The sequence below is a fragment of the Lujinxingia vulgaris genome, from assembly GCF_007997005.1.
Taxonomy (GTDB): domain Bacteria; phylum Myxococcota_A; class Bradymonadia; order Bradymonadales; family Bradymonadaceae; genus Lujinxingia.
The window spans coordinates 73,121-92,513 of sequence record NZ_VOSL01000025.1 but is presented as its reverse complement, the minus strand read 5'-3'; the positions used below and the strand labels follow the sequence as shown (position 1 = coordinate 92,513).

The window sequence follows — 19,393 nt, the reverse complement described above, 5'->3', positions numbered from 1 at the left end:
GAAAGCAGGCTGACCTCAAGCCTTATCGGGCTGCGGGGTTACGCGCAGGTAGGGCTTGATCTCTTTGTAGCCTTTGGGGAAGCGCCGGGCGATCTCCTCCTCATCTTTGAGTGAGGGCACGATGATCACATCGTCGCCCTGCTCCCAGTTGGCGGGAGTGGCGACCTTGTGGTTGTCGGTGAGCTGCAGGGCATCGATCACGCGCAGGAGCTCCTTGAAGTTACGCCCGGTGGCCGCCGGGTAGGTCAACGTCAGGCGAATCTTCTTGTCGGGATCAATAATGAAGACCGAGCGCACCGTGGCGGTGGTGTCCGCTTTGGGGTGAATCATGCCGTAGGCGTTGGCCACCGACTTATCCTCATCGGCCACAATCGGGAACTCCACGCTGGTGTCCTGCGTCTCTTCGATATCTTTGATCCAGCCGTGGTGGTCGTCGATCCCATCGACCGAGATGGCGATGGTCTTGACCCCGCGCTTCTCAAAGTCGTCCTTGTAGCGCGCCACCGTACCCAGCTCCGTGGTGCATACCGGGGTGTAATCGGCCGGGTGGCTGAAGAAGATCACCCAGGAGTCACCGGCCCACTCATAGAAGTCGATGTCGCCGGCGGTGGTGGTGGCCTGGAAATTGGGTGCGGTGTCGCCGAGTTGAAGCGTCATGATGTCCTCGTCTTACTGAAGGGTCTGGGGATAACGTCGGGTCCTCAAAAAATATCCTACCAGCCTGATAGGAAATCCAAGATTGAGCACCGAACGCCCGCGGTCAAGGGCGTGCATGCTTATTCTGACGAACGCCGGGGGAGCGCGCTTTTCATCTGCGCTCCCTTGCCTACAATGCGCCCGTCGAACTTCGAGAGAGCACCCTATGAGTTTTAAACACCCCATCAGCATCGCCCCGATGATGAAGCGCACGGACCGGCACTTCCGCTTCTTCATGCGCCTGATCTCACGCCGCACGCTGCTCTACACCGAGATGGTCACCACCGGCGCCATCTTGCACGGTGAGCGCGAGCAACATCTGCGTTTTGATGAGCTTGAGCATCCCATCAGCCTGCAGCTCGGCGGCGATGATCCGGTCGAACTCGCTCAATGTGCAAAAATCGCGCAGGAATGGGGCTACGACGAGGTCAACCTCAACGTGGGTTGCCCCAGCGATCGGGTGCAAAACGGGAACTTCGGCGCCTGCCTGATGAAGACCCCCGAGACGGTCGCCCGCGCGGTCGAGGCGATGCGCGAGGCGGTGGATATCGAGGTCACCGTCAAGCACCGCATCGGCGTCGACGAGCTCGACGACTACGCGCATATGCTGCGCTTTGTCGATACGGTGGCCGCCGCCGGATGCACCCGCTTCTCGGTGCACGCCCGCAAGGCCTGGCTGCAGGGATTGAGCCCCAAAGAAAACCGCAACATCCCGCCCCTGCGCTACCCCGAGGTCTGGCGCCTCAAAGAAGAGCGCCCCGAGCTGATCATTGAGATCAACGGCGGCATCCTCACCATGGACCAGGCCGCAGAGCACCTCGAGCACGTCGACGCGGTGATGATCGGGAGAGCGGCCTACGACAATCCGTACCAGTTCTCGGAGGTCGACCGGCGTTTTTACGGGGAGCAGACCGCACCGCCAACCCGCCACGAGGTGGCCCGGGCGATGTTCCCCTACATTGAGCAACATCTGAGCGAGGGTGGAAAGCTCTCGCACATCAGCGGGCATATGCTGCAGCTCTTTGCCGGCCAGCCCGGCGCGCGCCGCTACCGCCGCCACCTCTCCGAGAACGCCTGGCGCGAGGGCGCGGGCATCCACACCCTGGAGCACGCCCTGACGCTGGTGCCGGAAGACGCTCCCGCAATAGAAAAAGCCGCCGCCCTTTAAGGACGGCGGCTCCGCGCGCCTTCTGCGCTAGAACGACGTCAGCAACGTCGTCGCTACCCGCTCGATCTCATCAGAGTAAGCGCTCGATCTTCGAGAGGTCGCGGGTGATGTTCTTCTGGTGGGCCTCATTGGTGCCCCCGCCGATCTCCAGCAACTTCGCGTCGCGCCACAGGCGCTCCACGTCGTACTCAGCGACATACCCGTAGCCGCCGAGCACCTGAATGGCGCGATCGGCCACATTCTTACCCATCGTCGAGCAGTAGAGTTTTACGCCGTCGGAGTCCGCGCGGCTGCCGAAGGCGTCCAGGCTTAAGTCTGCGGCCGTCTTATAGAGGTAGCTGCGCCCGGCCATGTACTCGGCATAGCTCTCGGCGATGTGGCGTTGGATCTGCCCAAACCGGTTGATGGGCTCACCAAACGCCACGCGCTCCGCGCCGTAGCGGTTCATGATCTCGACGGAGCGGCGGGCGATGCCCACGCTCATCGCCGCCAGGGTGACGCGCTCAATGGCGAGGTTGCGCATCATCGAGCGCACCGCGCTGCCGGGCTTACCCACGAGGTTGGCCGCCGGCACGCGCACATCTTCAAAGACGAGCTCGGCGGTGGTGGAGGCGCGCATCCCCAGCTTCCCGGTGATCTTCTGGCCCAGCGAGAAGCCCTTCATGCCCTTCTCCACCAGGAAGAGCGAGACGGCGCGCTCGCCGCCCTCTTCACGAGCGTACACCAGAAAGACATCGCCCAGCTCTCCCTCGGAGACCGCGCCGTTGGTGATCCACATCTTCTGGCCGTTGAGGATGTAATCCTCACCGTCACGGCGCGCCACCGAGCCCATGCCCAGCACATCGGTGCCGGCGTTGGGCTCGCTCATGCACATGCCCCCGATGAGCTCCCCGCTGCAGGCGCCCGGAAGGTAGCGTGAGCGCTGGTCGTCGTTGCCGTTCACCGCCAGGTTGTTCACAAAGAGCATCGAGTGCGCCAGATACGCCAGACAGAACCCCGGGTCGGCTGCGGCCAACTCCTCATGCGCGATGACCGCGGCTGTGGCGTCCATCCCCGATCCCCCGAACTGCTCCGGCGCGGTCACCCCCAGCAGGCCCAGCTCCCCGAGCTTTTTGAAGAGCTCGATATTAAAGCGCTCTTCCCGGTCATGATGCTCGGCCTGGGGCGCGACCTCGCGCTCGGCAAACGAGCGCACCATCTCGCGCAGCACTTTGTGTTCTTCGGTCGGGTTAAAAAGATCGCTCATAGACTCACTCTCTCCTCAATCGGCGCGCCCACCGGCGGGGCGCACCTGTGCGTTGCACGTTTACAGACTCGCCAGTCACCATAAACCGATCCGCGCGGGGAACAAGCTCGCCCGGCAAATTCTTGGTGATTTCCGCGCTCGCGTGGCCTCCCTCGGTGGTGGCAGGCTGGACAAGCGGCGCAAAACCTGCTCAAAACCTCCCTCATTGGCTGGAACCTGCTTTGAGTCTGTTACCTTGAGGAGTGTTATGTCGCACGCGCACGGTGGTGAAGTGATCGCTCAGCGCCTCTCACGTCGAGGGGTCTCTCACCTCTTTACCCTCTGCGGAGGCCATATCTCGCCGATCTTCACCGGCGCGAAGTCCGAGGGCATTGAGGTGGTCGATGTCCGCGACGAGGTCTCGGCGGTGTTTGCCGCCGACGCCATGGCACGCATGACCGGTGTGCCCGGCGTGGCCGCGGTCACCGCCGGCCCGGGGGTCACCAACACGGTCACCGCGGTCAAGAACGCGCAGATGGCGCAGTCCCCGGTGCTGATCATCGGCGGCGCTCCGGCCACCGTACTTAAAGGTCGCGGCGCGCTGCAGGACATCGACCAGATCAGCCTGATGCGCCCGATCACCAAATGGGCCGCCTCACTCTCCATGGTCAGCGAGCTTGCCCCGGCGATCGATTACGCCCTGGAAGTTGCCACCAGCGGCACCCCTGGCCCGGTCTTTCTGGAGATCCCCGTCGACCTGCTCTACCCGCAGACCATCGTCGAGGAGTGGTTCATCAAGGAGAGTGGCCTCGACAAGATGAGCGGCGTCAGCGCCAAAGCGCTTGAGCTCTACCTTCGTGCTCATCTTCTGCGTCAGTTCAGCGCGCCCTATAACCCGCTCAAGTTTGCCGACACCTCCCTGCCGCTGCCCGACTTCACCGATCCCGAAAAGCAGATCGACCAGGTCGCCGACGAGCTCGCGCGCGCAGAGCGTCCGGTGCTGGTGATCGGCTCGCAGGCCCTGGTCAACTACTCCCCTGGCGAGGCGGCGAGCCTGGCCACGGCGGTCGAGAAGCTGGGCATCCCGACCTTCCTCGGAGGCGGCGCTCGCGGACTGCTGGGGGCGGAGAGCGATCTTCAGTTCCGCCACAAACGCTCCAAAGCGTTGCGCGCGGCCGATCTTGCGATCATCGCCGGCTTCCCCTTCGACTTCCGCATGGGCTACGGCCGCACCTTCGGGTCGAAGACCCGCGTGGTCTCGGCGAACCTCTCCCAGGAAGATCTGCGTAAGAACCGCCGCCCGGAGATCGGCCTCAACATCCACCCGGGCGACTTTTTGCGCGAGCTCTCCTACCGTATGGGTCCGGCCGCCTCGCGCCCGGCCTGGTTCGGCGACCTCCAGCAGCGCGAAGACGCGCGCGACGCCGAGATCGATGCGATGGGCGAACAGGATGCCGGTGGGCTGGTCAACCCGATCGACTTCTTTAAGCGCCTGGACGCGAAGCTCGACGACAACAGCGTGCTGGTGGTCGACGGCGGCGACTTTGTGGCCACCGGCGCCTACGTGCTGCGCCCGCGCAGCCCGATGGCCTGGCTTGACCCGGGCGTCTTCGGCACCCTGGGCGTCGGCGGCGGCTTTGCTCTGGGCGCAGGCCTGGCCCGCAAAGACGCCGAGGTCTGGCTGATCTGGGGCGACGGCTCTTCGGCGTACAGCCTGGCGGAGTTCGACACCTGCGTGCGCCACGGCCTGGCGCCCATTGCGGTGATTGGCAACGACGGCGCCTGGGCCCAGATCGCCCGCGAGCAGGTCGAGATCCTGGGCGACGACGTGGCCACCGTGCTCACCCGCAACGACTACCACACCGTGGCCAAGGGCTACGGCGCCGAGGGCATCCTGGTGAAGCGCAAGAGCGACATCAACCGCGCCATCGACAAGGCCAAGAAGCTCTCGAAGGAGGGCCGCCCGGTGGTCATCAACCTGCACATCGAGCAGACCGACTTCCGCAAGGGCTCGATCTCGATGTGAGCCGGACGGGATCATCGGACGCATGAAAAAACCGCCGCGCCCCGCCCGGCGGTTTTTTCATGGCCCCCACCCGGCCTTACGCCCGACCTCCCCGACGTTGACGCGCCCCCTGCTCTTTTGCACCCTTTCCGCCCCCGGCTCCCCTTCCCCCTTCTCTCTCACTGCCCCGGACGGAGCACGCGATGAACCTCACCGATCTGCAGACCTTTGTCGTCGTCGCCGAGACCGAGACGATGAGCGCGGCGGCCGACGAGCTCGGCGTTCCCCGCTCCACGGTCAGCCGCCGCGTCGCTCGCCTCGAAGAAGCCCTCGGCGTGACGCTTGTGCACCGCTCCAACCAGGGCAACACACTCAGCGCCGACGGACGCCACCTCTACGCTCGCAGCGCGCCGGCGATCCGGGAGCTCTCCCAGGTGGAGCGCGCCCTGGCCGACACCGCCCTCAAGCCCACCGGCATCCTCCGGCTGACCGCCCCCCACGACTTCGGGGCGATGGCCAGCTTCGCCGAGCTGATGACCCGCTTTGAGGCGACCTTCCCCGACATCGAACTTCGCATCGAGCTGACCAACCGCGTCGTCGATCTGGTGGAAGAGGGTTTCGACGCCGCCATCCGCGCCCACGGCCCCAACCTCCCCGACGACACCGGCCTGATGATCCGCCCGCTCACCCGGGTGGAGCGCGGCCTCTACGCGAGCCCCGCCTACCTCGACGCACACGGCACGCCGGCAAGCGTTGACGATCTGAAGTCGCACCGCGTCGTGGCACACCAGACGATGCTGCGGGAGCGAAACAGCGTCTTCGATCCGCACACACCCCAGCCCATCATGCGCGTCAACGACTTCGGGCTGGTCGTGCAACTTCTGATCGCCGGCGCGGGCATCGGAGAGGTCCCCACCTTCTTCGCGCGCGATCACGTGCGCGCCGGGCTGCTCACCCGCGTTTTGCCCGAGATCGGCAGCGCCACCGGTCGTTTTTCGCTCTTCTGGCCGGCGAGCCGGCATCTGGCGCAGCGCATCCGGGCCCTGATCGATTTTTTAAGTCAGGAGGAGCACGTTCAGCTGCTCTTTTCCGAAGACCGCGACGACGCGACCTCACGTTGAGCCGCTTCCGCTCACGACTTCTCGAAGGTCGGGCATAGTTTGTCGGCGCCGGCCGTTACGACGCCGTGAGCAGAAGTTGACGTCGATGGCTGCGAGGTTGAGAGCTTCTCGGGCAAGGCGCGAAACGCAGGCGATGCTTTAGGCATCGTCGAGGCTTTGCAACGCGGCCCGAGATGCTCCCAACGCAGCAGACGCGGCGTCAACGATAGCTCACGGCGTAATACCCACGCGAGAGGCGCGCTCTGAGCAGCGCTCTCGCCATGACCACGCATCACCCCTGGCACCTATGACCGAACACGACCCCACAGCCAACGCGGCGCTGCGAGTTACCCCGGAGCAGCGCGAGGGACTTCTGGAGCTCGGCTGGAACGACACGCTGGAGGCCGACTTTTTACGCCTGGCCAGCCCCGACACCCGCCCGGCGCGGGTGGCCTCGGTGGAGCGCGGTGGCTTTTTTGTGGTGGAGAACGCCGCCGCCATCGACGCCCCCACGCTTGCCAGGCTCGAAGGCACCGAGCTCGACTCCACCGCCCAGCCTGCCGTCGGCGACTGGGTCGCGCTGGTAGTGCGCGAGGGCACGCCAGGCATCACCGAGGTCTTGCCAAGAAGGAGCGCGCTCCTGCGTCGCGCCTCGGGCCGCCAGGGCCGCGCCCAGGTCGTGGTCTGCAACCTGGATTACCTCTTCATCGTCACCGCCATCGGCTTCGATCTCAACCTGGGCCGTCTGGAGCGCTACCTCATCGGGAGCCTCGCCGCCGACATTGCGCCCGTGATCGTCATCAACAAGATTGACCGCGAGCACGACCGCGCTGAGATCGACGCGCTGCTCAAAGAGCTCGGCATCGACGTGCCTGTCCTCTTTACCTGTGCGCTGGAACCGGGCGGCATCGACACGCTTGAGCCCTACCTGCGCCCGGGATCCTCGGTGGCGCTTGTGGGCTCCTCCGGCGTGGGCAAATCCACCCTGGCCAACCGCATTCTGCAGACCGACCGCCTTGCCACCGGTGATGTGCGCCACACCGACGACCGCGGCCGCCACACCACCACCCGTCGCGAGCTCTGGCGCGCGCCCGGCGGCGCGCTCATCATCGACACGCCCGGCATGCGTGAGTTCGGCCTGTGGGACGCCCGCGACGGCGTCGCAAAGCTCTTTCCCGAGATTCACGCCGCCACCGAATCCTGCCACTTCCGCGACTGCACCCACGTCGACGAGCCGGGCTGCGGCCTGCTCGCGGCCCTCGACGATGAGACCATCGACGAAGATCGCTACGCCCGCTACCTGCGCGCGCTCGAAGAGCTCGCTGAGACCGAAGCGCTGGCCGCCGAGAGCACCGAGCGCCTCAACGCCCGGCGCGAGCGCGGCAAACAAAACAAACTCCGCACCCGCAAAGGCTCGCGCCGAAAACACTGGGATCGCTAAGCTCCCCACACTCCCGAGAACCCTATGCTGATCGAGATCTGGTCCGACGTCGTCTGCCCCTGGTGCTACATCGGAAAGCGCCGCTTCGAGAGCGCGCTTTCCGACTTCCGCAACGCCCACCCCGAGGTCGAGGTGAACATCGCCTGGCGCAGCTTTGAGCTCGACCCGGGCGCGCCGCAGCAGCGCACCGAACCGATGGTCGAGCACCTCGCTAAAAAGTACGGCATGAGCGTGGCGCGCGCCCGCGAGATTCAAACCCAGGTCAGCGACGCCGCCCGCGACGAGGGCCTGGCGTTTGACCTCGACGCTGCAAAAAGCGGCAACACCTTCAACGCCCACCGCCTCATTCACCTCGCGCAAGAGAAAGGCCTGGGCGACGCGATGAAAGAGCGCTTCCTGAAAGCCTACTTCACCGAAGGCAAAGCCATCGGAGACTCCGAGGTCCTGCTCCCCCTGGCCGACGAGGTTGGCCTGGAGCGCGGTGACGCCGAAGCCGCACTGCATGATGAGGCCACCTCCCGGGCGGTCCGCGACGATGAGGCGCTCGCAAGCGAGCTGGGCATTCGGGGCGTCCCCTTCTTTGTCATTGATCGCCGCGTCGGCATCAGCGGCGCTCAACCACCGGCCACCTTCCTGCAGGTGTTGCAGGAAGCCCTGCAATCCTCTCCCGGCGACGCCCCCGCTCCCTCCGACGACGCCGCCTGCACCGATGATGGGTGCGCTGTCGAGCCCTGAGTGGTCGGAAGCGGCCGCCGAAAACATCCGGCGGGTGCGGACATTGCGAGCATCGTTGGCATCGGCGGCATCTCGCGCTAGCCTTAGAGCACGTTCTACGCTTTCTGTGTTCTTGCGCCGCGCGTGCCAACTGCCTCGGAGCTCGCTGTGTCGAATCTCACCCCCCAATATCGCCCGCTCACCCGCGTCCTGCGCACTCTGAGCCTGCTCACACTGCTCGGATTCGCGGCCTGCTCCTTTGAGCCCGCAAGTTTCTCGGAGGTTCGTTGCGAGAACGAGGGCGAAACGCGCGACGGCGCCACCTGCCAGAATGGCTTCTGGGTGGCGGTCGACGATCTCGACATCGGTACGCCCGATACCGACACCGATCTCCCTGACGCCGACACCGATCTTCCCGATACCGACACCGATCTTCCCGATACCGACACCGATCTTCCCGACACCGACACCGGCTGCGAAGCGCCCACCGAGCAGGAGCTCTGCGACGAGGCCGTGCTGAGCTGCGGCCCGCTGGAGGTCGTCGATCGCTGCGGCACGCAACGCTCCATCACCTGCGGAACCTGCGAAGACGACGAGCTCTGCGAGAGCGGCACCTGCGTCTGCCAGCCCGAAGAGAACGACGCCTTCTGCGCGCGTCTGGCCGCCGACTGCGGCACGGTCATCGCCCCGGACAACTGTGGCGAGGAGCGCACCGTCACCTGCGGCGACTGTGAGGAGGGATACATCTGCGGCGAAGACAACCGCTGCACCTGCCCCGGCGAATCGGTCAGTGAGCTCTGCGAGCAAAACAGCCTGGAGTGCGGCACGCGCACCGTGGTCGACGGCTGCGGCCAGACCCGCGAGATCAACTGTGACAGCTGCACCGGCACCGGGGAGATCTGCACCCTCGACAACCTCTGCGTCTGCACGCCCCTCTCCGAAGAGGACCTCTGCGAGCAAGAATCCGCACAGTGCGGCCCCCTCACCGTGACCGACAATTGCGGTGAGGAGCGCACACTCAATTGCGGCGGCTGCACCGGCACTGGCGAGTCCTGCAACGCTCAGAACCAGTGCCACTGCGCACCGGAGTCCGAGGAAGCCTTCTGTGCTCGCAACAACGCCGAGTGTGGCATGCGTTCGGCGCAAAACAACTGCGGCGACCTCCGCAACATCGACTGCGGCTCATGCACCGGCACTGGCGCTAGCTGCTCGCTGGACAATCAATGCGTCTGCAACCCCATCCCCGACGAGACCTACTGCACCGACGAAGGAGCGCAATGCGGCACCCTGGAGTTGGCCGCGGATAATTGCGGTCAGCCCCGCACGATTCAATGTGGCGATTGCACAAACGGCGACATCTGCAACGAAACCAACCAGTGCGAATCCTGCCAGCCCCAGAGTGATAACGACATCTGTCAGGCCGAGGGCGCCGAGTGCGGCACCCTCGTTGACTACGTCGACAACTGCGGTGCGACCCGAACTGTGGACTGCGGCGGCGCGAACGCCTGCAACGGCCAGAACGTCTGCGCCCCCGATCTGACCTGCTGCCGCCCCGAGAGAGATGAAGACCTCTGCGCGGCCTACCCCTACCGCTGCGACCAACACACCGTCACCGACAGCTGTGGACAACAACGCACGCTGAAGTGTTACACCTGCCAGATCTCAAACTGCGCGGACAACCCCGATGGCCCAGGGCAATGCTGCCACTGGCCCTCGGCCGGGACCTGTTACAACGGTTAAATCGCGTACTCAGTGGTGGCCGGTCGCCCGGCTGAGATGACGCTCCAGGGAGGTCATCACCCTGGGCCAGGCCCGCTGAAAATATGCAAAGGTCGCGTCCCACTCCGCCGCGTCGGGCTCTCCCGGCGCGGCGTCGTTTTGCGCCTCGTCGCCCGTTGCACGCGGCCAGCCGGTGTGGGTGAGGCGCACGCGGGTGACCGCCTTGACGCTGTCGATATCCGAGAGCTCCACCACCACCCGGGTCTGCCAGTCACGCGTGGAATGATCGGGCGGCGCGTTCCAGCTAAAGCTGAGCATGCGCTCTTCCAGGTAGCTGAGCACCCGGCAGCCCTCGCTGCCGCGAAGCCCGGCAGGCTCTGCCAGCATGTAGATCTCGAAGGGGCCGCCCACCCGCAGCTCCACGTGGGCGTCGCTGCCGAACCACGCACCCAGCTCCTCCTGGCGGGTCCAGGCTCGCCAGACGCGGGTGCGCGGGGCCGAGATGATGCGCTCCACCTCAATGGCCCGCGACGACTCCCCTGAGGCCGCGATCCTCAAAGGCCCCTGCGCGCCTGCTCCCTCCACGAGGTTTAAGCGGTTGCCGAAGGGGTCGCACGCGATACCGACCCACACGCCATCCTCGCGCATGCGGGGAGCCTCGACCTCATCGGCACCGAGCTTCAGCAGCCGCTCCCAGGCCGCCCGAACATCCGCGGTCTGCCACCGAGCGCCACAACTCGCCGGGTTGCGCTCCGGGCGACCATCGACGAGCTCGACGAGAAGAAGTTCGCCCGTCGCGGTCTCAAAGCGCACCTCGGAGCGCCCCTCCGCCGCAGGTGAGCACTCGAGCCATTCCTGATACCATCGCGCGGCTCTCTTAAGATCGCGCACCGGGTAGACTGCACCTTGCAATTGAATCATGGTCGGCCTCATGCGTGGTCCTTGCTGAAGTCATCGACATACGCGTCGTCCGTGTTGAAGATGCGCACACACCGGCCATCTCCCTACATCCCCATCCGCTCTCACACCACCACGAGTCCTGCCATGCAACCTGCCACCGACGCCCTCGCCGACCCGACCGTCCTCGACGATCTGCGCGCGCTGCGCGGCCAATCGGGCATGCGCCGCTTCTTCGGTGGCATCAAGATCCCGCTCAAGGCGGTGCGCTTTATCGCCGCTCACCCAAAGATGTGGCCCTGGATGATCATCCCGGCGCTGATCAACATCGTGCTCTTTGTGATCACGGCGGCCGCCCTGCTGATGAACGCCCCGGAACTCTTAGGCTGGCTGTGGGCGCAGCCCGAGGCCACCTGGCTCAAAGTCGTCTGGTACGCCGTGCTCGGCGTGGTGCTCCTGGCCTCGGTGGTGCTCTCCTACTTCGCGGTGCTGATGGCCGCCGGCGTCGTCGCCAGCCCCTTTAACGATCAGCTCTCGGTGATCACCGAGCGGGAGCTCTGCGGCACGGTCGCCAACGCCCGCGACGGGGAGTCGCTGGTGCGGGGCATCCTGCGCTCGATCGCCATCAGCCTGATCACGCTTATCGCCTACCTGGCCTGCATCATCCCCCTTCTCTTTCTGCACCTGATCCCGGGGCTGGGGAGCCTGCTCAACACGGTGCTGGGGACCGCCGTCAGCGCGGTCTTCTTATCGTTTGAGTACAGCGACGCCGCACTCGACCGGCAGGGCTTCTCGCTCAGGGAGAAGATCGGTCGGGTGCGCGCCCAGATCGATCTCGCGGGCGGCTTCGGCGTGGGGAGCGCGCTCTTGATGCTCATCCCGGTGGTCAACCTTTTGGTGATGCCGGTGGCTGTGGTAGGGGGCACGATGCTGGGCATCGAGCTTCGCGACGATCGCGACGCGACTCCACCGGCCTGAACCCCGCTGCCCCCTCCCCTGCCTGAAGACGGCTCTGCAGACGCGCGTTGCACATCTGCGGGCCGATGCGTGCTGCCATGTCTCAAACATACGACCTGATCGTCATCGGCGGGGGGGCCGCTGGCTTCTACGCCGCGATCACCTGCGCGGAGCAGAGCGCGCTTTATGGCGCCTCACCCCGGGTGCTCATCCTGGAGAAGTCCTCGCGGGTGCTCGATAAAGTGCGCATCTCCGGGGGCGGTCGCTGCAACGTGACCCACCATTGTTTCGATGCGAAGCGCATGGCCACGAATTACCCCCGGGGTAACAAAGCGCTGATCGGCCCGCTGCACCGCTTCGGCGTCACCGAGACCGTCGCCTGGTTCGCCGAGCATGGCCTGGAGCTGAAGACCGAAGCTGACGGCCGCATGTTCCCCACCTCCAACACCTCGCAGTCGGTGATCGATGTGCTGCGAGGTGCCGCCGACGCCGCCGGCGTCAACGTGCGCACCCGCGCGGCGGTGCGCTCGGTCGAGGCCTTCAATGATGCCGATACGACGCAAACTCGCTTTGAGGTGTGTTTAAAGGGCGGTGAGACGCTGCGCACGCGCTACCTGGTGCTGGCCACCGGGGGGGCTCGCGCCGGCGCCGGTGCCGAGCTCGCCAGACAGCTCGGCCACAAACTCATTGAGCCCGTTCCCTCGCTTTTTACCTTCCACGTCGACGACTGGCGCATCCGCGATCTGCAGGGACTTGCCGTCGATCCGGTGGGTGTGCGCATCGACGAGGCGGATCTGAAAAATGAGGGGCCGCTGCTGATCACCCACCGGGGTTTTAGCGCCCCGGCGATCTTAAAGCTCTCGGCCTGGGGCGCACGCAAGCTGCACGCGCTCGACTACACGTTTACGCTCCGCGTCGACTGGCTCCACGGCGACGATCCCTCGCCTACCTTCGCCACACTTCGCGCCCGGGCGGGCACGCGCCATGTGCACACCCGCTCGCCATTCGACGCCATCCCCCGGCGCCTCTGGCAGCGCCTGGTGGCCGCCGCCCGCATCGACGAGCAGCAGACCTGGGCCACACTCCAGGCCGGCCCCCGCGACGCGCTCATCGCTCAGCTCACCGACGCGACCTTTGAGGTCACCGGCAAGAGCACCCACAAAGATGAGTTCGTCACCGCCGGCGGCGTCCCCACCGACGACGTGGACATGCGCACCATGGAGAGCCGGATCTGCCCCGGCGCCTTTATCGCCGGCGAACTTCTCGATGTGGATGGCGTCACCGGCGGCTTCAACTTCCAGAACGCCTGGACCACGGGCCACCTGGCCGGCGCCGCCATCGCCTTTAACCTGCTGGAGCAGGCCGGCTAGCCGCACTCACCTCCGCGCTGGCGTCGAAAGTGCTTGGGGATGCGCGCTTTGCTTCTAACTTTCATAGGACCACCCGACACCTGGTCGGCTGGCCGCCCTTGAGGGCGCCGGCCACTGACGGACTTCGGCTCCGGGGAGACTCCTATGGCGCAAACATCGATCCACCACGCCCAACACACACCGATGATCGAGGAGGAGGAGCGCGCTCTCAAGCGCACCGCCGCCCCCGACACCGAGCCCGGACTTCAGGAGCTGGGGTGGCCGTCGATCGGCCTGGGGGCGGCCCTGGCCACCTGGGCTTTTGCCCGCCAGCACGGCGTCAAACAGATCTTCGTCGCCGCCGCCGGCGCCGGCCTGATCTACAACGGCCTCAAGCCCGGCTTCGACAAAGGCTTCAAACGCCTCCTGGCCAACACCGCCGCCACCGAGCCGGTGGAGATCGACATCGCCACCACCATCGCTCGCCCCGCCTCCGAGCTCTATCAGATGTGGCGCGACCCGGTGCAGATCCCGCGCTTTTTTCGCCACATCAAACGCGTCGAGCACCTCGGCGAACGCCTCACCCGCTGGGTGGCCGAGGTGCCCGGCGATCTGGAGCTGTGCTGGAACGCCGAGATCACCGAAGACCACAAAAACGAGCTCATCGCCTGGCGCTCACTGGAGGGCTCGGAGCTCGTAAGCTCCGGGGTGGTGAGCTTCTTTAAGCTCGATGACGGGCAGACCCGCGTCCACCTGCGCCTTCGCTATCAGCCGCCCGGAGGAGAGTTTGGCGCCTCCATTGAGCGCTTCTTCAAGGCCATCCCCGAGCAGATCCTGCGTGAGGAGCTGCGCGCCTTCAAGCAGCTGGCCGAAGCCGGAGAAGTCGCCACGGTACGCGGCCAACCCTACGGCGGCACGCAGAACCGCGAGCAGGGGTTGAGCATGCTCACCAACCGCTGAATCTCCCGGGTAACACCCCTCACCCCGGCATACTCTGACGCTTATACCTTTGCCACGGAGCCCCTATGCGCGCGCTTTGCTGGTTTGGAAAAGAAGACGTCCGCCTCCAGGACGTCCCCGATCCCACGATCCTCAACCCCCACGATGCCATCATCGAGGTCAGCCTCACCGCCATCTGCGGCTCCGACCTGCACCTCTACGACGGCTACATACCCACCATGGAATCCGGCGACATCCTGGGCCACGAGTTCATGGGCAAGGTCGTCGAGGTCGGCCCCGAGGTGCAGAACCTCAACGTCGGCGATCGCGTGGTCGTCCCCTTCCCCATCGCCTGCGGCCACTGCCACCACTGCCACACCGACGCGTTCGCCCTCTGCGACAACTCCAACCCCAACGCCTGGATGGCCGAGCGCGCCTTCGGCCACTCCCCGGCGGGCATCTTTGGCTACTCCCATCTCTACGGCGGCTACGCCGGCGGGCAGGCCGAGTACGTGCGCGTGCCCTTTGCCGATGTCGGTCCTATCAAAGTCCCCGACACCTTGAGTGATGAAGACGTCCTCTTCCTCTCCGACATCTTCCCCACCGGCTACCAGGCGGTCGATGTGGCCAACATTGAGCCGGGCAGCACCGTGGCGGTGTGGGGCTGCGGTCCCGTGGGACTCTTCGCCATCAAGAGCGCGTATATGCTCGGTGCCGAAAAGGTCATCGCCATCGACCACGTGCCCGAGCGCCTGGCCATGGCGCGCCACCAGGCCGGCGCCGAGGTCCTCAACTTCACTGACGACCCCATCCTTGAAGCCCTCAAAGAGATGACCGACGGCCGCGGCCCCCAGACCTGCATCGAAGCCGTCGGCATGGAGGCCCACGGCACCGGACTGATGGACTATTACGACAAGGCCAAACAGACCCTGCGCCTGGAGACCGGACGCCCCCACGCGCTCCGAGAGGCCATCATGGCCTGCGCCAAAGGCGGCACCCTGGTCATCCCCGGCGTCTTCGGGGGCATCATCGACAAGCTCCCCATCGGCGCTGCCTTCAGCAAGGGCCTCACCTTCAAGATGGGCCAGACCCACGTGCATCGCTACCTCAAACCTCTGCTGGCCAGGATCGAGAAAAACGAGATCGATCCCTCCTTCCTCATCACCCACCGCCTCACCCTGGAAGACGGCCCCGAAGCCTACCGAACCTTCCGTGACAAACAGGATGAGTGCGTCAAGGTCGTGATGCGCCCCTGAGCCCCCCCGGCACTCGCCCCACATCCAGGGTGGCGACCCTCGATACGCGCGGCTCGACGACCACCGGCCCGCGCGTATAGTCTCGGCGCAAACCTTTCGTCGGGCGATGCCGCCGCCACCCGTCGGCGCGCCGCCCCTTACCTCCACGACGCCACGAGGAGCGCGCGCATGTCGACCACCCTGACCCCCTCCCTGATGTTCATCGGAAAGGCCAGCGAGGCCGTCGACCTCTACACTTCCATCTTCGACGACGCCGAGCTTGTGCGCGTCGATCGCTACGACGCTTCCAACCCCGAGATGGAAGGCCAGATCATGCAGGCCGAGCTTCGTCTGCAAAACCAGACGTTGCTCTTCACCGACAGCCCCGATGTGCACAGCTTCTCGTTCACGCCCTCGGTCTCCTTCTTTGTGCGCTGCGAGAGCGTCGAGGAGGTCGATCGCATCTTCACCGCGCTCAGCGAAGGCGGCGCTGTGATGATGCCCCTGGATGCCTACCCCTTCAGCGAGCGCTTCGGCTGGTGCAACGACCGCTTTGGCGTCTCCTGGCAAGTCAGCCTGACTTGATGATGCTTTAACCCCCTGACTGGAGTGATGACATGAGCGATGAGACGTACCAGCGCATCTTTGAGTTGAACCGCCGCTGGGTCGAAGAACGCAACGCCGAAGATCCCACCTTCTTTGAGAAGCTGGCCCGGGAGCAGAACCCCGACTTCCTCTTTATCGGCTGCGCCGACAGCCGCGTGCCCGCCTCCACCATCATGGGGGTGGAGCCCGGCGAGGTCTTTGTGACACGCAACGTCGCCAACCTGGTGGTCAACACCGACCTCAACGTCGCCTCGACCATCAACTACGCCGTCGACCACCTCAAAGTAAAACACGTGGTGGTCTGCGGTCATTACGGCTGCGGCGGGGTGATGGCCGCCATGCAGTCCAGAGACCTGGGCGTGCTCAACGGCTGGCTGCGCGAGATCCGCGACGTCTACCGCCTCCACCGCAAAGAGCTCGACGCCATTGAAGACCAGGAGCAACGCTACCGCCGCCTGGTCGAGCTCAACGTGCGCGAGCAATGCCTCAACGTCATCAAGACCGCCGAGGTTCAGCGCAACTTCCTGGAGCGCGGCGCCCCCACCGTCCACGGCTGGGTCTACGACCTCTCGAGTGGCCTGCTCAAAGACCTCAACATCAACTTCGAGGACCTCCTCAGCGAGGTTCGCGAGATCTACAGCCTGACGCCCGGCGATCGAGCCTAAGCCTCGCCCTCCGCCCCGGGGAGCTTCGACTGAAACGAGACCTGCAAGCCCCCGGGGCCTTTTGCAAAATAGATGCGCTCTCCGTGCATATCCATCGGCCCTCTGGGGGAGAGCCCGTTGGCCCGGGCGTGTTCGGCGAAGGCGTCGGCATCATCAACCACCACCTGCAGCATCGTGCCCGCCGGCATCCCCTTGCCCTCTTCCCAGATCTCCACCCAGCTCTCGCCAGCTGGAAACACCGCCCCCATAAACACGTCGGGGTCGAGCCCCTCGGGCCGCTCCATCTCACGCTCGGGAAGCCCCAACTTTCCCAGAAACTCAGCGAGCGCGCGGGCCTCCGGGCTCACCGTGCAATAGCGAATACCTAACACCTTCATCAAAACCTCCGGGTGGAGCGCGTGATCGGGACGCCGTCTCTGCGGCAGGTGCCACGCTACGGATCTGCTCTGGCCTGTAAAGGCCCTGAGCTTACTACCGGCACGACATTCTGATGACCTGTCCGGGAGTCTCGCGTGACATTTCGACGTAGCTGGCTCAGCCAGGAAAGCATCATCGCCATCTTCACCGTGCTGGCGATCCTCACTCACCTGCTCTTGCGCTTCGGCCCCGGTCCCGCATCAATGCAGGACTGGCCCCTCTTCGCTGCCCTGACCCTGGGGGGCATCCCGCTCATCTGGGAGCTGCTCAAGCAACTTCGCCGCCTCAACTTCGGGGCGGACTGGCTGGCCGGCATCTCCATCGTCACCTCGGTGCTGCTCGGCGAATACCTGGCGGGCAGCATCGTCGTGCTGATGCTCTCGGGTGGTGAGGCGCTGGAGCGCTACGCCGCCGGGCGCGCCTCATCCGTCCTGGAAGCCCTGGCCGCGCGCATGCCCAACCTCGCGCATCGGCTCGAGGGCGGCACCATGGTCGACATCGAGCTCAACGACATCGCCGTGGGCGATCTTCTGGCCATCCTTCCCCACGAGCCCGGCCCCACCGATGGCGAGGTCGTGGAGGGACACGGCGCGATGGACGAATCCTTTCTCACCGGCGAACCTTACATGATCTCAAAGGCTCCCGGGGCGGCGGTGATCTCCGGGGCGATTAACGGTGAACACGCGCTGACCATCCGCGCCACCCGACTTCCCGAAGACTCTCGCTACGCCCGCATCATGCAGGTGATGCAAGAATCCGAACAGCGCCGCCCTCGCCTTCGCCGCCTGGCCGACCAGCTCGGCGCCTTTTACACCCCGCTGGCCGTGGCGATGGGCCTTGCCGCCTGGGCCTTGAGCGGCGATCCGGTCCGTTTTCTGGCGGTGGTCATCGTGGCCACTCCCTGCCCGCTGCTCATCGGCATCCCGGTGGCGCTGATCGGCTCGATCTCGCTGGCCGCCAAACGCGGCATCATCATCAAAGATCCCCGCGTGCTCGAGCGTGCCTCACGCTGCTCCACGCTCATCATCGACAAGACCGGCACGCTGACCGTGGGCGAGCCCGAGCTCACCGAGGTTGTGGTGCGCGGCGAACTCAATGAGGACGATGTGATCGCGCTGACAGCCTCATTGGAGCATTACTCCCGGCACCCTCTGGCCGACGCCATCATCCGCGCCAGCAAGGCCCGTGGCCTCGCGCCACACTCCGCCTCCGAGGTCAGCGAACCTCCCGGCCAGGGCCTCACCGGCAGGGTCGAGGGCCGCGAAGTTGTTGTCACGAGCCGCAGCAAGCTCGCAAAACACAACCATCCCGACCTCCACCTCATCCCGCCGGTGGAGTCCGGACTGGAGTGCGTCGTCCTGGTCGACGACCGCTACCAGGCCACGCTGCGCTTTCACGACGCCCCCCGAGACGACGGTCGCCCCTTTATTCAGCATCTCAAACCTCGCCATGGCTTCAACGAGGTTCTCCTGGTCAGCGGCGATCGTGAGCGCGAAGTTACCTATCTGGCCAACCTCATGGGCATCGAGCGCACCTACGCCGAGCAGAGCCCTGAAGACAAAGTCGAGATTGTGCGAAAGGAGAGCGAGACCGCGCAGACCCTCTTTGTGGGCGACGGCGTCAACGACGCACCGGCGATGGCCACCGCCACCGTCGGTGTTGCCTTCGGCCAGGCCCACGAGGTCACCTCGGAAGCTGCTGGCGCGGTGCTGCTGGAGCCCACCCTCACCCACCTCGACGAGCTGCTGCACATCTCCGCGCGCATGCGGCGCGTCGCCCTGCAGAGCGCGGTAGGCGGCATCGCCCTGAGCATGATCGGCATGGGCTTTGCCGCTTTCGGCATGCTTCCCCCCATCGCCGGCGCCCTGGCCCAGGAGGGCATCGATCTGCTCGCAGTGATCAACGCCCTGCGCACCTCCCGCCAGGGCGGGCCGCTCTCCGACATTCATACCGAGAGATGAGTTCGAGAGGCGCCTCCCTGGCGATGTCGGGTCCCATATCGCCAGCCGCCCCCCCTCGCCCCCCGGACGGCGCCCTTCAGCACACCCGTTTCGGCCGGTGTCGGTATCCCCGGCTCGACAACCTCAGGTCGGGACGGGTGCTTTGCGACAGGTCGGAGGACGCGGTGGAGTACACTTACCCACCGGTTAGGACTCTAAACCCCACCCCGACTAAACCCTTAGAATTGCACTCTTTTTCAAAACCTTTTGCACTCCCCCCCTCAGATAAGCTTCTCTGCTCCCACATCACGCACCACCGC

At 65.4% G+C, this 19,393-nt stretch carries 17 protein-coding genes; 13 read left to right on the top strand and 4 right to left on the bottom strand.

The genetic code is table 11. The annotated features are described in order from the left end of the window. Positions 1 to 15 precede the first annotated feature (15 nt). The gene (locus FRC96_RS06030; protein ID WP_146973605.1) at positions 16 to 657 is read right to left on the bottom strand and encodes a peroxiredoxin; all 642 of its coding nucleotides are present in this window, start codon (positions 655 to 657) and stop codon (positions 16 to 18) included. A 205-nt stretch (positions 658 to 862) separates the two neighbouring features. Here FRC96_RS06030 and dusA point away from each other — a divergent pair, with 205 nt between their 5' ends. Continuing rightward, entirely contained in the window at positions 863 to 1,864 is a 1,002-nt protein-coding gene (gene dusA, locus FRC96_RS06025) for a tRNA dihydrouridine(20/20a) synthase DusA (protein ID WP_146973604.1), read from the top strand. 70 nt (positions 1,865 to 1,934) lie between these two features. On the opposite strand, the gene FRC96_RS06020 is transcribed toward dusA, so the two are convergent. Then, entirely contained in the window at positions 1,935 to 3,110 is a 1,176-nt protein-coding gene (locus tag FRC96_RS06020) for an acyl-CoA dehydrogenase family protein (protein ID WP_146973603.1), read from the bottom strand. A 247-nt stretch (positions 3,111 to 3,357) separates the two neighbouring features. Here FRC96_RS06020 and FRC96_RS06015 point away from each other — a divergent pair, with 247 nt between their 5' ends. From FRC96_RS06015 to FRC96_RS05995, 5 genes are all read left to right on the top strand, one after another. Continuing rightward, positions 3,358 to 5,115, top strand: coding sequence for a thiamine pyrophosphate-binding protein (locus FRC96_RS06015; protein ID WP_146973602.1), 1,758 nt, complete (start codon positions 3,358 to 3,360; stop codon positions 5,113 to 5,115). A 182-nt stretch (positions 5,116 to 5,297) separates the two neighbouring features. Further along, positions 5,298 to 6,215: a LysR family transcriptional regulator gene (locus FRC96_RS06010; RefSeq protein ID WP_146973601.1), complete on the top strand. Its 918-nt coding sequence runs from the start codon at positions 5,298 to 5,300 to the stop codon at positions 6,213 to 6,215. Positions 6,216 to 6,501: 286 nt separating this feature from the next. After that, positions 6,502 to 7,635, top strand: coding sequence for a ribosome small subunit-dependent GTPase A (gene rsgA, locus FRC96_RS06005; RefSeq protein ID WP_146973600.1), 1,134 nt, complete (start codon positions 6,502 to 6,504; stop codon positions 7,633 to 7,635). A gap of 24 nt (positions 7,636 to 7,659) precedes the next feature. Next, a complete protein-coding gene (locus FRC96_RS06000; RefSeq protein ID WP_146973599.1) occupies positions 7,660 to 8,370 on the top strand; it encodes a DsbA family oxidoreductase in 711 nt (236 codons plus the stop codon). A gap of 147 nt (positions 8,371 to 8,517) precedes the next feature. Next, positions 8,518 to 10,089, top strand: coding sequence for a hypothetical protein (locus FRC96_RS05995; RefSeq protein ID WP_146973598.1), 1,572 nt, complete (start codon positions 8,518 to 8,520; stop codon positions 10,087 to 10,089). 9 nt (positions 10,090 to 10,098) lie between these two features. On the opposite strand, the gene FRC96_RS05990 is transcribed toward FRC96_RS05995, so the two are convergent. Continuing rightward, on the bottom strand, positions 10,099 to 10,989 hold the full coding sequence (locus FRC96_RS05990) for an SRPBCC domain-containing protein (RefSeq protein ID WP_230469928.1): 891 nt from the start codon (positions 10,987 to 10,989) through the stop codon (positions 10,099 to 10,101). Between the two features lie 123 nt (positions 10,990 to 11,112). Between FRC96_RS05990 and FRC96_RS05985 the strand changes: the two genes are divergently transcribed. From FRC96_RS05985 to FRC96_RS05960, 6 genes are all read left to right on the top strand, one after another. Further along, positions 11,113 to 11,943 carry an EI24 domain-containing protein gene (locus FRC96_RS05985; RefSeq protein ID WP_230469927.1) on the top strand — a complete coding sequence of 277 codons (831 nt, stop codon included), beginning with the start codon at positions 11,113 to 11,115 and terminating at the stop codon, positions 11,941 to 11,943. A 77-nt stretch (positions 11,944 to 12,020) separates the two neighbouring features. Then, positions 12,021 to 13,292 carry an aminoacetone oxidase family FAD-binding enzyme gene (locus tag FRC96_RS05980; RefSeq protein WP_146973595.1) on the top strand — a complete coding sequence of 424 codons (1,272 nt, stop codon included), beginning with the start codon at positions 12,021 to 12,023 and terminating at the stop codon, positions 13,290 to 13,292. A gap of 144 nt (positions 13,293 to 13,436) precedes the next feature. Next, entirely contained in the window at positions 13,437 to 14,231 is a 795-nt protein-coding gene (locus FRC96_RS05975; protein WP_146973594.1) for an SRPBCC family protein, read from the top strand. Positions 14,232 to 14,296: 65 nt separating this feature from the next. Further along, a complete protein-coding gene (locus FRC96_RS05970) occupies positions 14,297 to 15,466 on the top strand; it encodes a zinc-dependent alcohol dehydrogenase (protein ID WP_146973593.1) in 1,170 nt (389 codons plus the stop codon). Between the two features lie 168 nt (positions 15,467 to 15,634). Then, positions 15,635 to 16,030: a VOC family protein gene (locus tag FRC96_RS05965; protein ID WP_146973592.1), complete on the top strand. Its 396-nt coding sequence runs from the start codon at positions 15,635 to 15,637 to the stop codon at positions 16,028 to 16,030. A gap of 32 nt (positions 16,031 to 16,062) precedes the next feature. Continuing rightward, positions 16,063 to 16,716 (top strand): carbonic anhydrase, encoded by a 654-nt coding sequence (locus FRC96_RS05960; protein WP_146973591.1) that lies wholly within the window; start codon positions 16,063 to 16,065, stop codon positions 16,714 to 16,716. On the opposite strand, the gene FRC96_RS05955 is transcribed toward FRC96_RS05960, so the two are convergent. Further along, complete coding sequence (locus FRC96_RS05955; RefSeq protein WP_146973590.1) at positions 16,713 to 17,093, bottom strand: VOC family protein; 381 nt, start codon at positions 17,091 to 17,093, stop codon at positions 16,713 to 16,715. The two genes, FRC96_RS05960 and FRC96_RS05955, sit on opposite strands and share 4 nt — an antisense overlap. A gap of 135 nt (positions 17,094 to 17,228) precedes the next feature. Between FRC96_RS05955 and FRC96_RS05950 the strand changes: the two genes are divergently transcribed. Then, positions 17,229 to 19,094 (top strand): heavy metal translocating P-type ATPase, encoded by a 1,866-nt coding sequence (locus tag FRC96_RS05950; RefSeq protein WP_230469926.1) that lies wholly within the window; start codon positions 17,229 to 17,231, stop codon positions 19,092 to 19,094. Positions 19,095 to 19,393 lie beyond the last annotated feature (299 nt).